The organism is uncultured Porphyromonas sp. (assembly GCF_900541275.1).
GTDB lineage: Bacteria > Bacteroidota > Bacteroidia > Bacteroidales > Porphyromonadaceae > Porphyromonas_A.
This window is the reverse complement of record NZ_UQJH01000015.1, coordinates 15,287-37,405: the sequence shown is the minus strand read 5'-3', so window position 1 is coordinate 37,405 and position 22,119 is coordinate 15,287. Positions and strand designations below refer to the sequence as shown.

Sequence of the window (22,119 nt, the reverse complement as noted above, 5' to 3'; positions counted from 1 at the left end):
AGCTCCCAAAAGATTTATCTCCTTTGTTTGAGTGGCGTTGAGGGGCTTTTGAGCGAGGCTCAAAAGCCCCTCAACGATCATGTGACAAACTTACAGCTAAAAACCGGTGATCCCTCCGGGGCTCCGCCCCTGCGGGATCGGTCGGTGGGGTATGCCTTCCAAGAGAGCACTTTGTGTCTATTGCACCGTCCTACTCGTCCGATGAGATGGCGTGAGAGGGGGTACTTGACTTACTCGATGCGGTCGACGGACTTCACCCCCTTCGCCTGCCGGATGAGTCGGACAAGCTGCTTGAGCGACCGCTCATCATCCGCATAGAGGGTAAAGAAGCCGAGGAAGAGCCCGTCATTGGACTCGATGCGGAAGTTCTTGAGCTTGACCCCCTTCTCCAGCCCTATCCGGGTGGAGATATTATTGACCACCGCGATGTCGTCCTCACCGACGACCCTGAGCGTCACCTCCCGGGCGGCTCTATCGGCAGCGATACCCGCCCACTCCGCCTTGTGTATGCGGTAGCTGTAGCGGGTGAAGAGGTCGGTGGCATTGGGGCAGTCGTAGCTGTGGATCCTCATGCCGGTGCGAGAGGCGTAGGCAAAGATCCGGTCGCCGTATATCGGGTGGCAGCACTGCGCCAGCTCGTAGTCGATGCCGGTGAGCTTGCCGTCGATGAGGATCACGTCTTTATCCGCCGTGGAGAGCTGCTCCAGCTCCGTCTCCCGCTCGTAGTCCTCTGCCGAGACCTTAGGCTTGCTCTCCTTGGCACTCTCGGTGCGCTCCTCGAGGAGTGCCTTGTAGTCGTCGAGCACCTGATTGACCTCGTAGCGCCCGTCCGCCACAGCGAGGAGGAAGTCACTCTCGCCCTTGTAGCCGTGGCGCTTCATGAGACGGGCAAATTCGCCCTCGTCCCACTCCAGCTTCCGGTTACGGATCTTTCGCTCCAGATCCTCCCGTGCGAGTGCCACCCGCTCCTCGTCCTTATTGCGGAGGTAGCTGCGGATCTTGCTCTTCGCCCTCGAGGTCTGGGCGATGTCGAGCCAGTCCGCCTTGGGTGCCTGGCTGTCGGAGGTGATGACGCTGACGGAGTCGCCATTCTGCAGCACATACCGCAGCCCCACATTGCGCCCATTGACGCGGGCGGAGACGCAGTGGCTGCCGACATTGGTATGGATGGAGAAGGCGAAGTCGAGCACCGTGGCGCCCTTGGGCAGCTGCAGCACCTCCCCCTTGGGGGTAAAGACGTACACCTCCTCGTCGTAGAGATCCATCCGGAAGTCCTTGATCACCTCATCCTCGGGGAGCTTATCCCCCATCTCGAGGACCCGACGCGCCTCCGTCATCAGGTCATCGAGCCCGGTCTCACTCTTGATCCCCTTGTACCGCCAGTGCGCCGCCAGTCCCCTCTCGGCGATCTCATCCATCCGCTCGGTCCGTATCTGCACCTCCACCCAGCGGTGGTCAGGGCCCATCACGGTGATGTGGAGGCTCTGGTAGCCGTTGCTCTTCGGGATCGAGATCCAGTCCTTGAGCCGCTTGGGATTGGGCTGGTACATATCGGTGACGATAGAGTAGACGTGCCAGCAGTCGCCCTTCTCCTCTCTTGGCTCCGAGTCGAGGATGATGCGGATGGCAAAGAGGTCGTAGATCTGCTCAAAGGCACACTTCTGCACCTGGAGCTTGTGGTGAATGGAGGAGATGGACTTGGTCCTGCCCTTGATGTGAAACCTCAGCCCCGCCTCCCTCAGCCGCTTCTCCAGCGGCTCGATAAAGGCAGCGATGTAAGCATCGCGAGCATCCTTCGTCTGGGCCAGTTTCTCCTTGATATAGGTGTAGACCTTGCGGTCGGTGTATTTCAGCGCTAGGTCATCCATCTCGCTCTTGACCGCATAGAGCCCCATACGGTGCGCATAGGGGGCAAAGATGGTGTGCACCTCGTCGGAGAGCACCCGCTGCTCCTCCTCGCCGAGGAGATGACCGGCCAGCCTCAGCCGAACCAGCCGGTCCGCTATTAGGATCAGGATGATCCGCACATCCTCGGCAAAGGAGAGGAGGAAGCGCCCGAGATTGTCGCTCGTCATCACCTCCGTCGGGTCGTACACCTCGCAGACACGGAGGAGCAGGCGGTCCAGGTGAGCGGTGTCGGCGCCGAAGCTCTGCTCGATCTGCTCCTCCGTCACCACGCCGCAGCTGAGCGGACGCCAGAGGAGGATGGCAAGGAGGGAGGTGGAGTGGAGACCGATCTCCTCGACGGCAGAGACGGCGGTGAGGAGCTGCGTCTTGAGGCTATCGATGCTCTTCGCCTCGTAAGCACCCCGGTCAAAGGAGCGTCTCAGCACCTCCAGCACGCGGTGGATCTGCTCCCGAGAGAGACCGTGCTCCAGTGCCAGGAGGTACCGGAGGATCTCGCCGAAGCTGCTCTCGTACGATATGGCGCGATGACGGTACATGGCTTAGCGATCCCGGTGAGAGATGCGATCGGAGACACGCTGCTCGTAGTCGGCGCGACGAACCCGCCTCGGCCTAAGCACGAGGAGGACCATCACGATCACCGAGACAGCGAGGAGACCGATGGATATCCAGAAGATCAGCCAATTAGTCGCCCTGAGGAGCCCCACGATGGATAGGATAGCAACGACACCGGCTATCAGCGTGGGAAGGGTAGTATTATTTTTCTTGTTCATGATCACGTACAGCTAGTGGAGGGAAAAGTGAAGGTGCTCCTCCCTTCCCCCTTGTCTGTAAATATAGCGCAAATACTCCAATACGACGTCGCTAGGGTGTCGGTCCCCAGGTGACGATACAGCAGAGGACCCCGGTAGGGGTCCGTTCTGCATAGCCCGGTGGTCGAGGCACGAAGTGCCGAAGACCCCGGGGAAACGAGGATGTATTTTGGGATAAACGACCCCGCCAAGGTGTCGGTCCCTCTAACGATCACCATTACGAGCGACACCCTGGCGGGGTCGTGGGATAAAAGAGGGCTATGCTTACCCGGGGTCTTCGGGGCTACGCCCCTCCGACACCCGGGCTATGCAAAATGCACCCCTATCGGGGTGCCACCACCGACTGTCGCACTATCTTATCGGACGAGTCGGACGGGTCGGACAGCGCAACAGACACCTGGTATTCGCCCATAAGGTCCGCCCCGCCTAACGATCCCCGCAGGGGCGTAGCCCGCCTGACAGCACCCCGCCTGACGATCTAGCCGGGGACCCCGGTAGGGGTCCGTTTTGCTTAGCCCGGTGGTCGAGTCACGAAGTGCCGAAGACCCCGGGTTTCCTGCGTCTCACCTTTATGATACGACCCCGATAGGGTGTCGCTCCCGCTCGGTGACCTTCATTCCGTACACCCCTAGCGAGGTTTCGAAAGTAGATCTCCAGGAGGGTAATCAGGAGAGGCAGCGTGAGCGGCGTTACTTCTGCTTTCTATCGTCGTAGGAGTAGACCTCGCGGATCTTCCCATCCATGCCGTGGATGACAACCGAGACACCTCGGTCGATCGCGATCTCACGGGCAGCCTGGATCGCTTCCTCCTGAGTGGGGCAGAGCTTGAGCGCCTTGGGCTGACCCTCGCTGAGGATCTGCCACTTCCCATCCGACTTGCGGTGGGTCACATGTAAGTCTTTTCTCTTATCCATAGTCTTAGTACTTAGTATTAAGTGAGTGGGTCACACAAATGTAGACATATCCCCCCACAAGACCTAACCCACCTCGACGAGAGGTCAGGGGTGTCGCATTTGAACTCTACTGCAAAGAAGTGATAATCCATATTGCTGTACCATCTCATATACCAACCCTCTCCTGATGCTCCCGCCTGCCGATCCCGCAGGGGCGAAGCCCCGGAGGGATCATCGCTCCATAGCTGTAAGTTTGTCACATGATCGTTGAGAGACTTTATTGGACGAGTCGGACGTTCTGCCCAAATATAGTAGGCTCTGAAGCATAACGGCATCCGCAAGGATGCCCGTTCCATAGGCATCGGTCTTCGGCACTTCGTGCCTCGACCGATGTATAAGCGTACGCATTAGGCCTCGACCCCTTGCGGGTCGCCGAGAAAGGGAGTTTCTGCTCGGCGACCCACAATTGGTCAGAGGACTTAGAGGATCGGTCTCTCCTTCGTCGGCGTGGAGACGGTCGAGGCGCTTCCCTGCCGAACCTTATCCCCGGAGCTGAAGAGCCAGGTGACGGTCAGTCGGAGGCGAGTGCGTGGTGAGACATCTACCCTCGTCACGTCCACGGGACCGGTGGTGACCCGCATAACATCCCTTGTGTGCAGGAGATTGTCCGCTGACAGATTTATTGTCAGCTGGTTTCGAAGCAGGATGAGGTAAGCACCGAGATCCATCGACGCCCGAGTGCCGAGCTCACTATCCAGGTGTCTCTCGAGGGTCTGACCGGCTAGGCTGAGGGACAGACCGAGATTGTCCCGGAGGCAGTACTGGTTGGAGGAGCTCCAGCCGATGCCGGGGTAAGAGACCGTCAGCTCCGGCATACTCTCTCGTCCGTGGCGGATGTAGACACGGGTATTTGTATTCCACTGCTTCGTGGGGCGTGCGGTGTAGGAGAGAGCCAGTGTATGGCGCATCATCCGAGCCACATTCTCCGGCATCGTGTAGAGGATCTCCGGACGCTCCGGATCTCTGTGGGTCATCAGGCGGATCAGGTCATTTCCCATCCTCAGGTCGTAGGTGAGCAGCCACTCAGGACTGATATGGTACTCTATCCCGATGTTATGGTACACCTCAGCTCTCAGCTTTTGGTTTCCCCTGCTGTAGAGATCGTCCGCCTGATAGTAGGAGATGGGGCTGTAGTAACCATAATTGGGGAGGGAGAGTTGCCTCTTGTAGCTAAGACCCACGCCCGACTGCTTTGCCGGATTGATGAGGTACTGAAGCTGCAGCGAGGCCAGAAGCCCCTGATGAACGATATGATAATCATTATCCTTCGCCGACAGATCAGAGAAATTCATCTCGGTGCGGAGATAGTTGAGCCCCATCATGGCATAACACCGCTGACCAATCATCCGGGAATACTCGATCCACGGGTCGATGTCACTTCCCCATATCTTGTAATGGTGATTGACCAGTCCCGGAAGGAGAGAGGTCTCAAGCCCGGAGAGCTCGTTCTGATCCTGCGCCAGATGATACCGAATACCCCCACTCAGGGTGGCTCCCTCGGGGAGCGAGAGACGTACCGTGGGCTCGACGCGGAGGTAGTCCATCTTCTCGCTCATGCGGGCACTCTCCTCTCTGACTGTACGGTAGAGCATATCATCGGACTGCTGCTGATGCGTATACTCCACCAGTGTCCTGACTCTCATCCCCTTGGCCACCGGCAGCGTTATCGAGTGAAGCAGTCCGGCGTGTGCGTTGGTAGACTTGATGTCCTCCTCCTGCCTTAAGGAGCCCTCCCGGTCGATCGACCGGTCGATCCGATCGTTCAAAAGGTAAAGTCCACCGTAGAGGTGCAGGTCATGAGCCTTGCCGAAGGCGAACGCCAGGTCAATGTTGTCCATAAGCACCCGCTGCCTCTTGTCACGGCTCACCTTGTACTCCTCCCCGTCCTCACGACTCCATAGATGACGGGAGCGGAAAGTCCCGACACCGAGACTGAGACTGTTATAGAGGGAGAAGCGCCCTCTCTGATACCTGGTTGTGGATGTGACCAGTCCATCCACGGGTGCCTCCCGATCCAGCTGTCCCCGACCGACGAGGGAGCCCATGACACCCTCCTTCTTGCGGAGGGTCACCTTGACCACACCACCGATCGCCTCCCTTCCATAAGAGGCACCGGGGTGCGGGATGATCTCGAGAGCCTTGACTGAAGTAGCGGGGAGGGAGGACAGCTCCTTTAGCGAAGACCGCCGACCGTCTATGTAGATCAGGGTCCCCGGCTTCCCGCCGATGAGCAACTCCTCTCCCGACAGCTCCACCCCCTGTACCAGTCGGAGTGCATCAGTTGTGATATTCCCCTTGGCAATCGGATTGCCCTGCATCGTGACATGAAGCGTGCCGGAGGGATCTCTACGGGTAAAGCGACTGACCACCTCCACCTCAGCAAGGAGGGTCGGATCTTCCTCCAGGACAATACGATCGGCTTCGGAAATGGGAACCACCCTCCGGACAAAGCCCGGGAGACTCACCCGCAGACAGTCCGGAGTCTTCCGGAGATCCTGCAGGACGTATCGACCTTCGTCATCGCTGATCGCAGTCCCGACCCGGACGGAGTCGGGAAGAGTGAGGGCGGTGATGCCGGCACTCGCGAGAGATCGCCCCGCGCTGTCCGTGATCACTCCTTGGATCGTCGCCACCTGCTGCGCTCCGGCTCCGAGCGACATCAGTACGGTGGCTAATAGTACTAGGTAAAGTTTCTCTTTCATATCAAGACAATTCAGAGTGAATGTACTGATGTATCTCCTCCTCTATATGCTCTTTCATGCACACCGGACGGATAGCTATCCAGCAGTACCCTGCCCCCTCGGTCGGATAGCCCGATCAGGTGTCCATCTCCACCCATCAGCACAACCTCCGATATGGGGGATGACGTCACATCATCCAAGAATACTACCTGAGCTCGCCCCGAGAGAGGGGTGGCGAGACATACGGCAATAACTGCCGACCATAGTAATCTTCTCATAATATGATAGTAACAAAAATATGATTGAACGTTATAAAAGCGTCTATTCTTCTTCAAACTGATGCAGTGCCCACACGTGATTATCACTAGATCAAGTACTCGACAAATGTAGAGAAAAACGTGACTAAATCACCTCTCTGATCGACACCAGACAGCCGCAGACGACCAACTCAGCGGGGCTGCCAGCCTTGATACCTCTGAGTGGTGTACTCGCGACGGACGTTGACATCTCGGCCCTTGCGGAAGCTCCATCGGAGGGTCAGTGAGACATAGGGTGTGGGGATGAGGTTCTCATAGGTCTGCACTGCGTCTGTCAGGTAGGTGTGAAGTATTCGCAAGTTTCCATAGGAAGCATAGAGGGAAACCTCTATGGTCGGCGTTATTCTCTTTGTGACACTTGTGTCAAGTCCATAGACAGCAACATACTTTTGATTATAGGTTCGGTAAGTCGGCTCACAGTAGAGCATGGCAAAGAGTGACCAGTCCCGGGGGAGGGAGATGTTGTGGTTCCAGTCAGCCCAGAGACGCTTGCTGAGGACACTGATCTTCTCTCCCGGCGTTATCTCACCCCACTGTCTTCCGATCCCACCATTGAGATTCAGCCGGGTCTGCCACCAAGAAGCCGGTCTATAGCTTGCCTGGAGACCAAAGTTCCACCACCGCTCCGTTTCACCGTTGACGGGAGTGGTGTAGGAGAGCTCAGGGTGATCCGGGTCGATGAATGTCCCCACGGTGACCGGATTCGTCTCCACCGAGTAACCGATCCATGCATTGACGAGGTTGCGATAGTTCCCGGAAAGTCTGATGTCATCATCCGTGGGAGCCTTGATATCGGGATTGCCCATATAGTAGTGGTATCGATCCTGCCAGGTCTTGGTCGAATTGATCATACCGTAATTAAAGGTGTAGACCCTATGGGCATAACGTAGAGTCAGACCACTCTCCCTCTTAGGGTCAAAGTAATAGGAGCTGCTGACATTCACCTCCGGTCCCTGAGTATTGTGGTGGCTGACGACCTCGCTCTCCCGATCCTCATACGTCACGAAAGAGCCCTGGTACGAGAGTCGTCCGGAGAGTGACAGCTGCTCTAAGTCATAGGAGACTCCCGCCATGAGATAGGGATTCTGGACCAGAGCCGCTGTACTTGCCTCCTGCCTCCGGTGGAGTGTGGACTGAGAGAGGATCTGCTCCCGTGACCCTTTCAGCACGAGCGCAATATCGGAGGAGAGACGTTCACTCCATCTCTGTGATGAGGTGGCGACCAGCTCCCACATTTTAGTATCTTGGTGCAGATCCTCGTCGCCACTGCCGATACGGGACGGAGCACTGTACCGCTTACTCATATCGCGATCTCTGCTTAGGATCTCTGCCCACGTCTGGATGTCAAACTTATTGCTCTTGGGGGTGTAGCTGTACTTCAGCCTCCCCTGCCATATGGTGCGATGACTATCCCCGGTCGTCGAGGCACCATACTCGTGAGCGCTGTCGCTCGAGCTATTCACTTCCTCTGACCGGAGACCCCACTTACCATAGGATGCTGAGATCACAGCCCCGAGACGATGCTCGTCAGTGAAGTTGTAATTCACATTTAGCTCGGAGTTAATCCCGGCATTTTTCCCCTTTTGGGTCGTAATGGTGTGGAGGTACTTCCCACTTGTCCAGTCGGTGTCGTCTCTCTGCTTGTTTCTGTCATAACTATAGAACCCGCTGACGTTGGCATAGACCTCTGTCTTCCCCTTGCGGAGGTTGAGTATCGCCCCTGGGTAGATCCCGTCAAAGTACTTTCCCCTGGCAATGGCTTGAGTGCGCACGTTCCCATAGTAGCCACCTATCTCCGGAGCCTTCAGGCGGATGTGCACGACACTTCCGGTCTTCTCCACCCCGGTACGGTCGATGAAGGAGACCTCGATGGACTGTACCATACTTCCGGGGATTGTCTCCAGCTCACTGACGGATGCCTTGCGATCATCGATATAGAATTGAGCAATAGGCATACCATTCAGATAGTACCCCGTGGGATTATGGGTGATGCCGGGGAGGAACGTGAGCGTTTTGTCGATATTGACCCCCTTGGTGATCAGGTCATCGCTGACCTGCGCCACGTACCCTGCAGCACTTCGCTTGATACGGCTTCCGATGACCACCGTCTCTGAGAGGGTCTCAGACTGTTCTCGGAGTACTATCCTGATCGTCTCATCGAGGCGCGTGACAGGCAGCGTGCGGGACTCGTAGCCGATCGCTGAGCAGTAGAGACTGAGAGGGACACCCTCCGGGTAGTCTCCACTTGGTGTCAGCACAAAGCGCCCCTTCTCATCGCTATAGGTGCCGGCTATGAGGGTAGAGTCGGCTGTCGTGCGGAGGACGACACCCACGTAGGGGACAGGGCTGCCATCCTCACGAAGGGTAACACCTCGGATCTCCTGTGCGCTTGCGGTAGAGAGGGCGATCCATGGAGAAAGCAGGACGATCACCCATCGGATCTGATCAATGGTTTTCATAATAGCTGATGTTACTCATAGGTCTGTACCTCTTCGCTACGGCGTGACTCAAGCCGAACAATTGGTGGCATACCTCATGTCTGCTGACTAATGTGATTAAGTATGATCTGGTGCCTCCCTGCTGAGGCACTCCCCACCTAAGAGCGGGCATCGCGAGAGGAAGAGTCCACCTCATCACGTCACATGTGATGACACAGTCCCGGCAGCTATCCCGTCTGGCTTAGGCAAGTGTACAATGGTAGTAAATTTTCTCGAGAGTACCTTAGAAAAATCACATACCACCTAAGCAATCATATCAAACCTCCACAGTGAATAGTCAGAAAGGCTGTAGCGGTGTAGCAGTCCGTTGGTCACATCTTTCTTGGGCTTCGCTCATATGCTTGAACTCTACCCCTACATAATGTGCGACTTATCATTGGGTCATTAAGAGAGACTTAGCTCTCAGGGAATGAGCCTCACAGGATATGCGAGCTGCGCTGCCACGATCGAGGATGAGCTCAAGGGTGACAGCGCAGATGGTCTTTTGGTCCTTATATATAGGCGTGGTGGACGGCTATGGGGTGCCGAGGTAGTGTGCGAGGACGGCAGTCTGTCGAGGGGTGAAGTTTCGCTTGGGACTGGTCCAGCCGACTAAGGATAGGGCATGGCTGAGCAGCGGATAGCTCTTGATAGACATACGGAGCGCCCTCGAGGCGCTCTGCGGATGGTAGTCGGGGTAGTACTGAAGCGCTACCTGCTTGACGGGAACGATGCCGCCCAGGTCCCCCTTGAGAGGTTCCCAGCTCTTAATCTCCTCCAGCAGTCGGAGATCGGAGGTGCTGAGCATTGGCTCCGAATGTTGTTGTTGTTTTTCTTCTGTCATAGTTTAGTTACCGAGATATTGCAAAGGTATGCATTATTCATCCAACGCGCAAAACTTGACCATTTTTTCCTCGACGAGACAGAAGGCGATACTAAGAGACAATCACCCCTGAGGGGGATCGTACTTTTGCATCACGATCACCGACAACCCTCTCCGATCATAGCCTCCGAGAGATCAGTGCGGCTGCAGACGCTACTGTGAGGAGGAGAGAAGCCCGCTCGTTCGGGTGCCGAAGAGGAGCGGCGAATCGTCTATTAATTATTCATCTACTTTGCAATACAAAAATCAATTATGGCATTTATCTACAGTGTAACTGAGCGCAAGAACTCCATCCCTAACGCCAAGATGCCCCGCGTGGCTGTCGCCACCTCGCGTATGATGGGCGTCGTCCCTCTCCACCAGATCGCCAAGAGCATCTCTGTGCGATCTACCGTCCACCGCGCGGACGTCAACGCCGTCCTCACCGTACTGCCGGAGGTGGTGCTGGAGTACCTCTCACAGGGACTCTCCGTGCGCCTGGGCGAGCTGGGCTCCTTTGCCCTACGCTTCCGCAGCAAGGCGGCCGCAACGGAGAAGGACTTCACCTCAAGCAATGTGAAGAAGGTCCACATACGCTACACGCCCAGCCCGATCATGCTGGCGGAGATGGCTACCGTGCCGGTGCGGAGCTTCAGCTCCCTCATCGCCGAGAAGAAGAAGGCAGAGGAGGCCAATGAGAAGCCTGCCGAGAGCGTGACGCCTAAGGAGAATAAGGAGTCGGGCAATGGCGGGCTGTGACACCACTCTCGCTGAAGGGTCCTGAGTCCACCCACCAGTAGGGCTCACAGGGGTGAGGAGGGTGACACCTCCTCGCCTCACCACTACAGTAACACACATTATAGCAAGACAAGCCATATGACACAAGTACACACCACACCCGTAGCAACCGATAAATTTTCCCCCGACCCTATGGAGGACTATGGTGGGCCCACACTACTCACCCGACCGGAGGAGATCAGGCGCGCTGAGAGAGCCATCCACCTCTTGGTGATCCACTGCAGCGCCACACGCAACTGCGACAACTACTCCCCCGAGCAGCTGATCCGGGACCACGTACAGCGGGGATTTAGGGGGTGCGGGTACCACTACTACATCACGAAGGACGGATCGCTGTATGGTATGCGTCCCGTAGAGCTACCCGGTGCCCACGTGAGGGGCTTCAACAGGCGCTCCATAGGCATCTGCTACGAGGGCGGGCTGGACCATAAGTACGTGCCTGCCGACACTCGCACACCGATGCAGCGACAGGCGCTGACACAGCTGATCCACCGTCTGCTGGAACTCTACCCCGATGCCTACGTCGTGGGTCACCGGGACCTGTCGCGAGACCGAAACCACGACGGGATCATCACGCCGGACGAGTGGACCAAGCTCTGTCCCTGCTTTGACGCCAAGCTCTACAATAAGTCATGGGTCATCTCAGAGTGAGCATCGCCCTCCTACTCCTGCTGTGCCTGATGGTTAGCTGCAAGAGCAGAGAGAAAACGCTACAGACAGCGGTGCAGCATGAGGTGAGAGAGATCACAAATACGGACCTCCGGGACACCGTGACGATCGAGTGGTGGGACAATGCCCCTCCCACTCCTCTCGATACCCTGCTGAGGTCTGTGGCGCCTAAGAAGCAAAAGGTAGTGCTGGCAAGGCATCAGGTCACCAAGCAGATGGGGAAGACCAAAGCGACGCAAGAGAAGAGGGAGACAACTATAGAGCAACCATTAAGTCGCCGAGGCACCTCTCCCGTCCGGACCTTTATGGTAGGTCTCGGGATGGGCCTAATGGTGGCGATGCTGCTCACAATGCTATGGCGACGACTAATCCATGCAATACGACTATGAATGAAAGAAACAACCGATTCCGACTGATATGGGCCTCTATGCTCTGCGCCAGTGGCCTGAACCTGCTCTTCACCTCCCTCTGGATGCCCCCTCAGGGGATCATTGACTCCAGCGTGCTGGTAGCCTACGGCGAGGTGATGACCTTCGTGGGCGGGCTCGTAGGCATCGACTACGTTTACCGCAACAAAGGAGAGTAGCACCTCGCATCAGCAATCCCTAAGAGGAATGAGAAACGGGGATGTGCTGAGAGATCATCTCGGCACACCCCCGTTTCTCATCGGGAATAGGAAGGGGTTACTCGGTGACGGTGACCGGGATCTCCTCGATCACCTTGGCACCACTGCCCCAGTCGCTAGTAGATAGCTGTATGATCGTCTTACCGGGCTTGATACCCTTGACAGTGCAAGAGAAGGGCTCGCCCCAGCCACCTCGCGTGTAGAGCGAGACCAGTGACCCGTCCTTGACACTCCACATATAGTAGTCCCAGTCACTCGCGTTGAGGACCTCTATCTTGGCTGTCTCTCCCACACGTATCGACACGGAGGTGAGAGTGACCCTACCGGAGTGTATCAGGTCGCGGACTCGGACGGTGAGCTCCTTGGTCTCCCCGCTCTTCGTGTCCTTGATGATCAGCTTACCGTCGCCATTGCTCTTAGGCGTAAGGATGATGAGGTCCTCTCTCAGCTCAGCAGTGAAGAGTGCCTCGTCAGCGGTCAGCTCGTAGGCTCCGTTGCCGGAGATGATCCTGAGGGTGGTGTCGTAGCCCTGGAGCACCTCGACCATCTCAGCCTGGAAGTCAAGGAGGAGTGGCTTGAGCGTGATGACCACCTCCACCTCCCGGCTCTCGCCGGAGATGTCGTCGGTCAGGGTGACTGTCGTCTTGCCGGGCTTGATGCCGGTGATGACAAACTGCCCCGACTGATACTCTACACCGGCGATAGCGGGGTCTGCGCTCTTGACGCTGTAGGTCCCATTGCCGCTGAGGATGCCGATGATGCGACTCTCACCGTATGGGAAGGTGAGGGGGAGCTCCGGCAGGTCGAGCTTGAAGGCTCTCATAGAGACGGTAAGCTCACACTTGCCTACTGCCCCGGTGGCATTATCCTTGACTGAGACCGTGGTGTTGCCTTCCTTGAGACCCACGATGCGGATCCCGGAGGGTACTACCTTGGCGGAGGCAATGGCCTCATCGGCCACCTCTACGGTGTAGTCTCCGCTGCCGGAGAGTACCGACAGGGTAACGTAGCTGCCGATGGGTAGCCCGGCATCATACTGTGAGAGCCGTAGGAGCTGCTGTGCGGAGGTGACGGAGACCTTGAGCTGAGCCGTCATCCGGGACTGGTTGTCTCTCACTACGCCGCTCACCTGACCATCAGCCTTACCATGGAGTATGATCGTATCTCCATGTGTAACAGCAGTGGCGGTAGAGACCTGAGGGAGTACCACAGAGTAGTCTCCCGACCCTTCCGTGACGATGACCTGAGCGGTCCCGCCACAAGGGACGGTCACCTCGGTGCGGTCAAGTGTGATCGCAGGGGGAGCATCAGGGATGTCAACGCCGCAGTTGCAGGAGCCGAGGAGGAGGGTCAGGGAGAGTGTAAGGGCAGTCAGTAGGGCTGCATTAAGTATCTTATTCATATCCATTGCTGTCTTGGTCATTTAGCCGGGCCCTTGTAGAGTGGTCCCACGAAGTCACAGGACTCTCCGTAGAAGATCTTGGTCACCTCGCTGAGGTATCCGAGCTGGCTGCCGTTGTGGAGCGCCTCGGGGTTAAGATTGAAGTACATAAAGAGCCCGAGCCCGGAGCTGAGGACCCCCCGAGCCGATGAGGCTGCTCCGGCCACTGCCCATGAGCGATTGGCCTCAATGGATCTATTGCCATACCTGAGCTTAGGCATATCGATGAAGCTGAGTGAGGAGACACTGTAGTCTGACCAGCTGTAGTCCACATAGTCCTTGGCGGACTTCCCGTCCTCGTCCGTCAGACCGGCACTGAAGGGGCTATTGAACTCGTAGTGCGTGATGAGCTTGTCGGGCATGACCTCCTTGAAGGCCTTGACCATCCAGAGGGCAGACATCTCGGTGTACCCGAGGGAGGGGAGCTTCCCGTACTCGGCATACTCCTCATCCACATCCCATCCATCGATACCGAGCTTATCGGTCCACATCTTCGCTTCCTTGGCGAAGTCGAGAGCCTCCTCGTAGCTCTGGAAGTTATTGTACCCCACGCCCTGGTGATTGGGCAGAATGTCGACGATCACCTTGATCCCACGGTCTGTCAGTGGCTTGATGTAGATCTCGGGGTGCTGTACGATAGGCTGGAGCTTGTCGTTGAAGGAGATGTACCTCCTTCCCTCGACAGCATCGTAATTCATATTGGCTGCAAAGAGCACAATGAAGTCAAATACAGGGAGACGGCTGCCCGTGAGGACGAGGTTGCCGTAGTTCCTGATGTCATTATCATTCGTCTCGACATAGGCGACCATCTTCATCGGCTCCGTCCTCTCAGGGCCGCCCAAGAGATCCGGGGGGAGTCTCTTGGTCGCCTCGTCCAGCGGGACCACATCGCCGAGGCGATTGACCAGTATGTAGTGGCTCATGGTGTACTCTGCGGCCTGTACCTTGATCGGCAGGACATAGTAGCCATACTCGAGATCCTCAATGCCGGTGAGGGCTACCTTGAGGTGCTTGATGAGAGGATCCTCGGCATCATCGACCCACTCGGTGGTGCGACACTCCTCCGGCAGGAGAGTGAAGGCACCTAAGTGCGTGAAGTGCTCCAGCTTATCGGTGATCGCGCCGACCTCCTCGTCTGTCGTAGGAAGCAGCTGCACCGTGCAGCCCTCATAGGGGAGGGCGACCCTCAGGTCCACCGTCCTGGAGTGGTAGACACTCGTGAATTGCTCATCTCCGTCCTGTGAGGAAATCGAGTAGGGCTTGAGGGCGGGAGTGGTGGCTGACTGCGTGGGAGCAGGTAGCAGGATGGGCTCCTGCTCGCTACACCCTGTCAGCAACGATGCCGTCAGCATCGCAAGAGCCACCAGCCCTGAGACAGTATATCTTCTTTTCATCGAAATAATCATCGTAAAGTTTCTCTTACTCAATAGTGATGGGCGAGGACTCCTCGTAGATCTCCACGGGCTGATCGCCACTCTTAGCGGCTTGCCCCTTCTGCAGGAGGTCGTAGTTGTTGCCGGTGGCATCGGAGACGACGGAGCCGTCAGCTGTGATCATGCGCCAGTAGGCGAGCAGCCCGCCGGACTTGGCGTCCACCTTGTACATATTATCCTTGATCTCCTCAGCACTCCTGGCGACTGACCATACACGGGTCTCGGAGAGTCGGGCCTGGATACCGCGTCCTTGGCTGAAGCTTTGGCCGATCAGGAAGGGATTGCCTCCGGACAGCGAGCCACGGCCAGGGAATGTCGCCTTGAGGTCACCATTGATGTACACCTTGGTGATCCCGTCGGCGATGGTCATAGCGATGTGGTACCACTTGCCGGTCTCAAAGGTGAAGTCGACCCTTGTGCCATTGGCCTGCAACTGATTGCCGGGGACACCACTATCGCCAAATCTCATGAGCGTGCCGCCCTCGACACCCATCAGGGTGGAGATGCTTGCCTCTCCGGGATCATCAGGGGTGCGGAACTTCTCCACGTTGATCAGCGTCTCTAAGGTCATGGCCTCGTCCCCCTTGTTGCCGAAGGGCTGTGCCAGGGTGAAGTAGAGGTCTCTCGTGAGGCGAACGGACTTAAGGATGTCATCGGACTCGACGAAGCGCTCTACGGTATAGAGAGCAATGCTGTGTATCGGGCGTATCACCTTGCTGCACTCAACCTCGGTCAGCGCGATGGCAAAGAGATATTTGGTATTGGGCTCCAAGGTTTCAGGGACACTTACCTTGATCGTGAAGTTGTCGGAGTAGGTTGCTCCCTTCTTCACCACGACCTGCTCCGGGAGAGTGATCATGGAGGGATCGAGGAGCTTGTACGCCTGACCCTGTAGGTGCTGATAGCGGTCGGCAGCCTCCTTATCCACGGTGAGGGTCACCTTGCGGGTCTCCTCTGCGGGTCTGAAGAGCTGCACATTCATCGTCACGTCCTGTGATGTGATCTCCGGGTCGCTGATCACGAAGCTGGTGATCCTGTAGGGGGAGGACTGACTCATCTTACCATCGTCCTTCACCAGATTGAGCACCGCAGCGGTGTCGCCGGTGAGGGAGCCGGGCTCGAGGTCACTCTTGCTGTCGCATGCCGCCAAGCCGAGTGCCAGGAGGGCAGAGAGGAGAAGTGAGTTCAGAGTTATCTGTTTCATGGCATTCGGTTTACTTCGTTAGACTATTGGCATTGATCAGATCCCTGAGGAGAGCAAAGCCCTCCGTGCCGGACTTATTGCCGGCATCCATCTCGATGTGATCGAAGGCGACTCCGGCTTTATTGGCAGACGTCCAGTGGATAAGCTCCCTATCCCTTGAGATCCTGTCGGCAGAGAAGATGGGGCTGTCGGGGTAGCCGATGGCGTTTTTCTTATCCGAGAGATCGATGGTGGGGATAAAGCGACTGCCGGACCAGAGTGATGCCTGCTCGGTGAAGTGAGCGAGGGTGGGGTCGACAGCGGTGCAGCTGTAGAGCACCCAGGTCGCTTTCTCGATAAAGGAGGCAGCCTCCGCATAGGGGCTCTCGACGGCGATGAGGTAGTCAGCCCTCTGCGAAGAGGCACGCTTGTAGAGGTCAGCGAGGATATCGGTGATCTCAGCCTTGTCAAAGAGCGCAAAGTCCACGGGGAGCTTGATCGAGTAGCCGTCGAGGGGCGTCTTGGAGAGCAGCCCGAGACCTCTGACGATCTCCTGCTGAGCGGACCGGAGCCACTTGTCATGCAGCTCCTTGGTCACTCTCTCGGTCATGGCGGATAGCTCCGCATCCTTCTCCTCGGGCGTCGGCTCAGTCTCAGCGGCAGCCCACTTGGTATTGAGGATCATTCGCTCCTTAGTGAGCTGTCGGTCGAGCTCCTTAGAGCCACTGACATCGTACTGGCTGAGGTCCATGCCGAGAAGCACCCTGGTATGCTTGGCACTCTGGGCGCTTGCGAGGTCATAGCTCTGAGTGGAGGTGAGCTCCTCCGTCACCCCCTTGAGGATCACCACGTCAAGGCTGTCCGGGGTCTCCGACAGCCAGTGGAGTGGTTGCTTGCACCAGTCGTGCATCATACCGATGACGATGGGGCGAGAGAAAATATCAGCCTTGTACTCTCTGACGACCTTGTCTGCCGGACGGAGTACGGGAGCCTCCACGGGGATGGGATCCTGAGTGGTCCAGTCCGCACAGCTGCCGAGGGCCAGCAGTGGCAGCAGGAGTGCGATGAAATATCTATTCTTATTCATACAATACTATCTTGATGTAGGGGGGATTACTTCTTGAGTGCCCACCAGAGATCGGTGGCGTGTGTATCCGGGCCATTCAGAGAGGGGAGGATGGCATTCACATTCTCCAGGTTATTGACCTTCTCTTTATTGGAGAAGGCGAAGCGCCTCATGCCACCATAGTCCTTGCCATCAGCTCTGCGCACGATGTCCTGACAGTCCTTGCTCTCATTGACGGTAGCAGTGAGGAGATTGGGGTACCCGGTGCGACGCCACTCGGACCATGCCTCGATGGTGTTGTAGGGGAAGAGCGCGATCCACTTCTGGGTGATGATCTGCGCCAGCTCCCTCTCCTTGTCACCGGCAGCTGCATCCCACGAGACTGTGATATCGGACGAGAATGAAGGGACATCAGCAGAGGGGAAGACGGGATCCTGGAAGCCTCCTCTGGTCTCAGTACCGGAGAGATAGTCGCCTACCTCTACGCCCCACTGCTCGCAGGAGAGGCGGATCCCCTCCTCATAGTACTCGCGAGCGCTCTTGTCGCCGACGCTCCAGCCGAGCAGCTTACCCTCAGCTCTGAGGAAAGAGACCTCGGCGGCAGTGATCAGGTAGATGGGTGAGTCTTTCGCAACATTCACGCGAGAGTACTCATCCTGCTGAGGATCGCCCTTAAAGCCCTTTACGGGCGGCACGTGAAGGCCGAATGGCTCCTCCCCACGTACGGCAGTGAAGTAGGCGGAGGTGCGCGGATCGCCAAAGGCAAGCATATACTCCACGATATCAGCCCCTACGCGAGAGTCGTTCCAGTCATTCATCTTGACAGCAGGGTTGTCGATCGAGGGCAAGGCAGCCGTCAGGTCGTTGCTCTCGATGACGCCCTTCTGCACCGCATACTCTGCATACTCCTTGGCCATGGAGGGGGCCACACCGGAGATGCGGATCGCCATACGCAGCATCAGGGAGCGACCGTAGGTGGCCCACTTATGCATGTCGCCACCGTAGACCTTGTCGTAGTCCTCGTACGAGAAATCCCCCGCGGGAGTCTCGTCGAGCGCCTCTACGGCAGTCTTGAGATCAGCGAGCATGGCGGTATAGAGCTCCTCCTCAGTATCGTAGGGGACGCGGAGATCTACTCCGGTGACCTTGGAGTAGGGCACCGGTCCGTAGCAGTCCGCCACGCGGTGGACTATGGCGATGCGGAGAAGGGTACCGAGGGCAAAGTAGGGCTTGGTCATATCGCCTTCGCTCTTCCGCTTCAGCACATTGTACTGTGTGTAGAGGTGTCCCCCGAAGGTGTCATCAAAGGGGTAGTCATTCCATCCCTGTCTGGGGGCATATCGGGCAAAGTCGGAGGTGAAATTGGGCGAACCGACAAAGCCGGACAGGACGCCCGGGAGGTCGTAGTCCATCTGGTAGCCGTTTTCCTGATTGGGGATGACCCAATTCATAAGCTGGCTCAGCTCAGCACCTCCGGTGGGGATACGGGACATCTCTGCCTCCGTGATGCCTGAGAGATCTTTATTGTAGTCCTCAAACTTTTCCGTGCAGGCGCTTACGAGGAGCGTGAAGCCCAAAAAAGCAGTGAGGGTAAGATTTATATTTTTCATAAGAGCTCAAGTGTGTGACTTAGAAATTGAGACTTAGACTAAATCCGAGAGTCCTCTGGGACGGCAGCATAAAGTAGTCCATGCCCTGGTTGTAATTAGCCGTCGAGGAGACAGACTCGGGATCGAAGGGAGCATTATTGTAGATGAAGCACAGGTTCCTCCCATAGAGGGACAGCGTGGCATCGGAGATGAAAATGGATGCGGGGAACTTGTATCTGTAGGAGATGTGGAGGTCCTGCAGACGGAAGTTGGTGGCATCGTAGACGTAGTACTGCGCCAGGCGATTCATACCCCGGGCGATGAAGTAGCTCTGAGGATCGACAGGTCTGCCATCGACCGGCACATAGCCGAGATCCCGGGCTGCGGCAGTCGCCTCAGAGACGCCATAGTGGTCGAGGGCTGCCTGAGTCATAGATACGACCACGCCGCCGACACGGCCGGTAAGGGCAAAGCCCAAGCTCAGTCCCTTGTAGGAGAGCTCGTTGGACCAGCCGAGGTTGTGGCTAGGGAGCACACTGCCGAGCTTGACCATCTGGTCGTCCTTGAAGTTGGAGACACTCAGGGAGCCATTCTTATTGATCAGCACCCGGCCCTTAGCGTCTCGCGTAAAGTCCTGTGTGGTGTAGATGTCGCCGAGTGAGCCGCCCTTCTTGAGGATATAGTGCATCGAGCCCATGCTATTCATGTCGAGGAAGGGCTGTGACTCCTGCTCCTTCGTGAGGGGGTTGTAGTAGTTATCGGCCAGCTCCACGATCTTATTGTGATTGTATCCGTAGGTGAAGTTGCCGTCGTAGCGGAAGCCCTCATCCTTGCCCAAGTGAAGTCCCAGGGCAAGCTCCACTCCTTGGTTGCGTACGCTACCGGTCTGGATGTAGACTGCGTCGTAACCGGAGGAGGGAGAGGCGGCGACGCGCAGGGTCTGATTGTTGGTATCAGTCAGGTAGTAGCTCCCGTCGAGGGTGATGAGACCATTAAGCCAGCGAGAGGAGATACCGACCTCGTATGAGTTGGTACGCTCCGGATAGAGCTGACCGATGGGGAAGTAGGTCTGGGTCTTGTACTTCTTGCTGTCCTCATCGGGGAGGTAGACCGGAGTCGTCAGACCGCGCTGGAATGGAGAGGCGACCGAGCTGTATGCGAGACGCACCTTGAAGTAATTGAGCACCGGACGGATCCTCTGGTAGGTCTCCTCATCCAGCATCTCGGTAATGACGCCGGAGAGACCCACGGAGGGGTAGAAGAACGACTTCTGGGGCGAATTGGCGAGCTGTGATGCCCAGTCATTACGTCCCGTGAGGGTCAGGTAGAGGTAGGAATTGAGTCCCAGCTCCACGCTCCCAAAGATACTCTGCGTCTGCTCGATCCATCCGTGAGGGATCGGCTTGGTCTTCTGGGCACCCTGATCGATATTGAAGATATTGAAGACGTTGGGAATGCCGTCCTCTCGCAACGGACCGCCATACGTGGTGTCGTCGTAGCGGGTGTCCTGGATGGAGGCACCGAGGGTGGCATTGACATTGAGTCGCCAGTCATTCTGCAGCTCAAATCCCTTATTTACCGTCGTGAGGAGGTCGGCGTAGGTCTGGCTCTCGCTTCCCTTCAGCTCGCCATAGTAGCCATTCTTGCTGACGTCATGGGTCTTCTCGGTCGTCGCATAGCGCTTGTCCGTAGACTTGACGAGCGTACGATCCCACCGGACACGACCGGCGATGTTCCAGAAGTCCGACTCGGACCACTTTATGATGTCGTACTTGGCATTCAGCCCCAGGATGTAGCGCTCGCGCTTCGTGCCGCGGAGGTTTCTGTACGCAATCCAGTAGGGGTTTTGGAGGGTATAGTCTCCATTGCCGTATGCCCAGTTTTGGACATAAATGTTGCGGCTGGGATCGGCTTTCTCAAAGTTCTTGACCGACTCCAAGCTCTCACTCCTCGGCATGAGGTAAGCTGCCACGAGGGGGTTCATGTACTCACCCTGGTTGATGAGGTTCATATGGTCCTCGAATATAAGGCTCGCCGAGGTGCCGATATTCAAGCGATCCTCAAGGAAGGAGGTGTTATTGCGTGCCGAGAGGTTGTATCTATTGTAGCTGTTATTAGGCACGAGACCTTTCGTCGTGGTCACACTGCCGGAGACGTAGGTCTGGTTGCGCTCCGTACCTCCGGAGACGGAGATGGAGTGCGTCATATTGGATGCCGTGCGGAAGAAGTCGCCTACCTCCCATCTCGGGTCGCCCTCCGGGATCAGTGAGCCCCAGGAGAGGAGGTTGCCCTGACTGCCGTAGCGATTCTGAAACTCCGGCAGGATCATCGGTCGCCCGAAGTCCATATTCATGGCGTAGGAGACCTTGGGCGCTCCCGCCTGACCCTTCTTCGTGGTGATGAGGATGGCACCATTGGCCGCTGCCGATCCATAGAGGGCGGCTGCAGAGGCGCCGGTGAGGACAGAGATCGAGGCGATATCGTCAGGATTGATGTCCGCAGCGCTCTCCGTAGAGCCGGAGGAGGAGAAGCGACCTGAGCCCTGCTCCTGGGTCAGAGAGTAGATCGGCACACCATCGATCACGTAGAGTGCGTTGTTATTGCCCTGGATGGACTTGGTACCTCTCATGACCACTCTCGCGGCACTACCCATACCGGCGGAGCTGGTATTGATGGTGACACCGGCGATCTTGCCGTTGAGAGAGTTGACAAAGTTGGGGTCCTTACGGGAGCTGAGCTGGTCTCCCTTGATCTCTTGGACATTGTAGGCGAGAGCCTTGGTCTGGCGCTTGATGCCGAGAGCGGTGACGACGACCTCGTCAAGGAGCTCGCTATCCTCCTTGAGGACCACCGTCAGAGAGGTGCGTCCATTCAGAGGGACCTCGAGCGTCTTATATCCCACGTAGGAGAAGCGTAGCGTAGCGTCGGAGGGGACGTCGGCTATCTGGAAGTTTCCATCAATGTCAGTCATTGCTCCCATATTGGCCTGCCCGATGACGACCACCGTGGCGCTGATGATGGGCTCATTCTGTTCGTCCACTACATGGCCCTTCACCGTGAGTTTGCTCTGCGCCGACAGCGGAAGAGCAAACACCAAGCACATGAGCAGCAGAAGGAAATGCCTGCTTTGGAGTGATAGTAGATTCTTCATTATAAAGTTGTAAAAGGTAAAACTCCGGTTCTTATGCAGAGTATCCGGCAGGGACTGTGGTGATGACTCATACCGGGCCTACATATGGTCTACTGAGGGGTGGTGACCCTCTTTGGCGCAAAGTTAATCAATCTTTTTCCTAACCCACAGACTTAAC

General features: G+C 57.0%; 16 protein-coding genes. 4 read left to right on the top strand and 12 right to left on the bottom strand.

The features are described 5' to 3' along the window. Window positions 1-230: 230 nt before the first annotated feature. The 6 genes from QZR17_RS06540 to QZR17_RS06515 form a co-directional block, all read right to left on the bottom strand. The gene (locus tag QZR17_RS06540; protein WP_297129172.1) at window positions 231-2,444 is read right to left on the bottom strand and encodes a TGS domain-containing protein; all 2,214 of its coding nucleotides are present in this window, start codon (window positions 2,442-2,444) and stop codon (window positions 231-233) included. A gap of 3 nt (window positions 2,445-2,447) precedes the next feature. Continuing rightward, entirely contained in the window at window positions 2,448-2,678 is a 231-nt protein-coding gene (locus QZR17_RS06535; protein ID WP_297129171.1) for a hypothetical protein, read from the bottom strand. A gap of 728 nt (window positions 2,679-3,406) precedes the next feature. Then, window positions 3,407-3,631, bottom strand: a complete 225-nt coding sequence (locus QZR17_RS06530; protein ID WP_070466926.1) for a DUF2188 domain-containing protein — start codon at window positions 3,629-3,631, stop codon at window positions 3,407-3,409. Between the two features lie 458 nt (window positions 3,632-4,089). Next, a complete protein-coding gene (locus tag QZR17_RS06525) occupies window positions 4,090-6,372 on the bottom strand; it encodes an outer membrane beta-barrel protein (RefSeq protein WP_297129169.1) in 2,283 nt (760 codons plus the stop codon). Window positions 6,373-6,799: 427 nt separating this feature from the next. After that, window positions 6,800-9,127: an outer membrane beta-barrel protein gene (locus QZR17_RS06520; protein ID WP_297129167.1), complete on the bottom strand. Its 2,328-nt coding sequence runs from the start codon at window positions 9,125-9,127 to the stop codon at window positions 6,800-6,802. 553 nt (window positions 9,128-9,680) lie between these two features. Continuing rightward, window positions 9,681-9,989, bottom strand: coding sequence for a DUF4248 domain-containing protein (locus QZR17_RS06515; RefSeq protein ID WP_297129164.1), 309 nt, complete (start codon window positions 9,987-9,989; stop codon window positions 9,681-9,683). Between the two features lie 291 nt (window positions 9,990-10,280). On the opposite strand from QZR17_RS06515, the gene QZR17_RS06510 reads away from it, so the two are divergent. From QZR17_RS06510 to QZR17_RS06495, 4 genes are all read left to right on the top strand, one after another. Further along, a complete protein-coding gene (locus QZR17_RS06510) occupies window positions 10,281-10,766 on the top strand; it encodes an HU family DNA-binding protein (RefSeq protein WP_297129162.1) in 486 nt (161 codons plus the stop codon). Window positions 10,767-10,937: 171 nt separating this feature from the next. Next, window positions 10,938-11,456 (top strand): N-acetylmuramoyl-L-alanine amidase, encoded by a 519-nt coding sequence (locus QZR17_RS06505; protein ID WP_297129175.1) that lies wholly within the window; start codon window positions 10,938-10,940, stop codon window positions 11,454-11,456. Then, the gene (locus tag QZR17_RS06500; protein ID WP_297129159.1) at window positions 11,438-11,863 is read left to right on the top strand and encodes a hypothetical protein; all 426 of its coding nucleotides are present in this window, start codon (window positions 11,438-11,440) and stop codon (window positions 11,861-11,863) included. The genes QZR17_RS06505 and QZR17_RS06500 overlap by 19 nt, the downstream gene beginning before the upstream one ends. Then, window positions 11,860-12,060: a hypothetical protein gene (locus QZR17_RS06495; protein ID WP_297129156.1), complete on the top strand. Its 201-nt coding sequence runs from the start codon at window positions 11,860-11,862 to the stop codon at window positions 12,058-12,060. Before QZR17_RS06500 ends, QZR17_RS06495 begins: the two co-directional genes overlap by 4 nt. A gap of 97 nt (window positions 12,061-12,157) precedes the next feature. Here the strand turns inward: QZR17_RS06495 and QZR17_RS06490 are convergent, their stop codons facing one another. Genes QZR17_RS06490 through QZR17_RS06465 form a run of 6 tightly spaced genes read right to left on the bottom strand, consistent with a single transcriptional unit; the run spans window position 12,158 to window position 21,962 of the window. Then, complete coding sequence (locus QZR17_RS06490) at window positions 12,158-13,501, bottom strand: pilus assembly protein N-terminal domain-containing protein (RefSeq protein ID WP_297129153.1); 1,344 nt, start codon at window positions 13,499-13,501, stop codon at window positions 12,158-12,160. A 17-nt stretch (window positions 13,502-13,518) separates the two neighbouring features. Continuing rightward, window positions 13,519-14,934: a hypothetical protein gene (locus QZR17_RS06485; RefSeq protein ID WP_297129150.1), complete on the bottom strand. Its 1,416-nt coding sequence runs from the start codon at window positions 14,932-14,934 to the stop codon at window positions 13,519-13,521. Between the two features lie 25 nt (window positions 14,935-14,959). Continuing rightward, window positions 14,960-16,177: a DUF1735 and LamG domain-containing protein gene (locus tag QZR17_RS06480; protein WP_296158928.1), complete on the bottom strand. Its 1,218-nt coding sequence runs from the start codon at window positions 16,175-16,177 to the stop codon at window positions 14,960-14,962. Between the two features lie 10 nt (window positions 16,178-16,187). Further along, entirely contained in the window at window positions 16,188-17,243 is a 1,056-nt protein-coding gene (locus QZR17_RS06475) for a hypothetical protein (RefSeq protein ID WP_296158927.1), read from the bottom strand. 26 nt (window positions 17,244-17,269) lie between these two features. Beyond that, entirely contained in the window at window positions 17,270-18,832 is a 1,563-nt protein-coding gene (locus tag QZR17_RS06470; RefSeq protein ID WP_296158926.1) for a SusD/RagB family nutrient-binding outer membrane lipoprotein, read from the bottom strand. Between the two features lie 19 nt (window positions 18,833-18,851). Continuing rightward, window positions 18,852-21,962 (bottom strand): SusC/RagA family TonB-linked outer membrane protein, encoded by a 3,111-nt coding sequence (locus tag QZR17_RS06465; protein ID WP_297129148.1) that lies wholly within the window; start codon window positions 21,960-21,962, stop codon window positions 18,852-18,854. Window positions 21,963-22,119: the final 157 nt, after the last annotated feature.

Excerpts from the sequence above, each read along its gene's own strand:
- QZR17_RS06535 (WP_297129171.1), bottom strand. The coding sequence starts at position 2,678 with ATGAACAAGAAAAATAATACTACCCTTCCCACGCTGATAGCCGGTGTC.
- QZR17_RS06540 (WP_297129172.1), bottom strand. The coding sequence starts at position 2,444 with ATGTACCGTCATCGCGCCATATCGTACGAGAGCAGCTTCGGCGAGATC.
- QZR17_RS06480 (WP_296158928.1), bottom strand. The coding sequence starts at position 16,177 with ATGAAACAGATAACTCTGAACTCACTTCTCCTCTCTGCCCTCCTGGCA.
- QZR17_RS06500 (WP_297129159.1), top strand. The coding sequence starts at position 11,438 with ATGGGTCATCTCAGAGTGAGCATCGCCCTCCTACTCCTGCTGTGCCTG.
- QZR17_RS06495 (WP_297129156.1), top strand. The coding sequence starts at position 11,860 with ATGAATGAAAGAAACAACCGATTCCGACTGATATGGGCCTCTATGCTC.
- QZR17_RS06465 (WP_297129148.1), bottom strand. The coding sequence starts at position 21,962 with ATGAAGAATCTACTATCACTCCAAAGCAGGCATTTCCTTCTGCTGCTC.
- QZR17_RS06510 (WP_297129162.1), top strand. The coding sequence starts at position 10,281 with ATGGCATTTATCTACAGTGTAACTGAGCGCAAGAACTCCATCCCTAAC.
- QZR17_RS06520 (WP_297129167.1), bottom strand. The coding sequence starts at position 9,127 with ATGAAAACCATTGATCAGATCCGATGGGTGATCGTCCTGCTTTCTCCA.
- QZR17_RS06505 (WP_297129175.1), top strand. The coding sequence starts at position 10,938 with ATGGAGGACTATGGTGGGCCCACACTACTCACCCGACCGGAGGAGATC.
- QZR17_RS06530 (WP_070466926.1), bottom strand. The coding sequence starts at position 3,631 with ATGGATAAGAGAAAAGACTTACATGTGACCCACCGCAAGTCGGATGGG.
- QZR17_RS06515 (WP_297129164.1), bottom strand. The coding sequence starts at position 9,989 with ATGACAGAAGAAAAACAACAACAACATTCGGAGCCAATGCTCAGCACC.
- QZR17_RS06475 (WP_296158927.1), bottom strand. The coding sequence starts at position 17,243 with ATGAATAAGAATAGATATTTCATCGCACTCCTGCTGCCACTGCTGGCC.
- QZR17_RS06525 (WP_297129169.1), bottom strand. The coding sequence starts at position 6,372 with ATGAAAGAGAAACTTTACCTAGTACTATTAGCCACCGTACTGATGTCG.
- QZR17_RS06485 (WP_297129150.1), bottom strand. The coding sequence starts at position 14,934 with ATGAAAAGAAGATATACTGTCTCAGGGCTGGTGGCTCTTGCGATGCTG.
- QZR17_RS06470 (WP_296158926.1), bottom strand. The coding sequence starts at position 18,832 with ATGAAAAATATAAATCTTACCCTCACTGCTTTTTTGGGCTTCACGCTC.
- QZR17_RS06490 (WP_297129153.1), bottom strand. The coding sequence starts at position 13,501 with ATGAATAAGATACTTAATGCAGCCCTACTGACTGCCCTTACACTCTCC.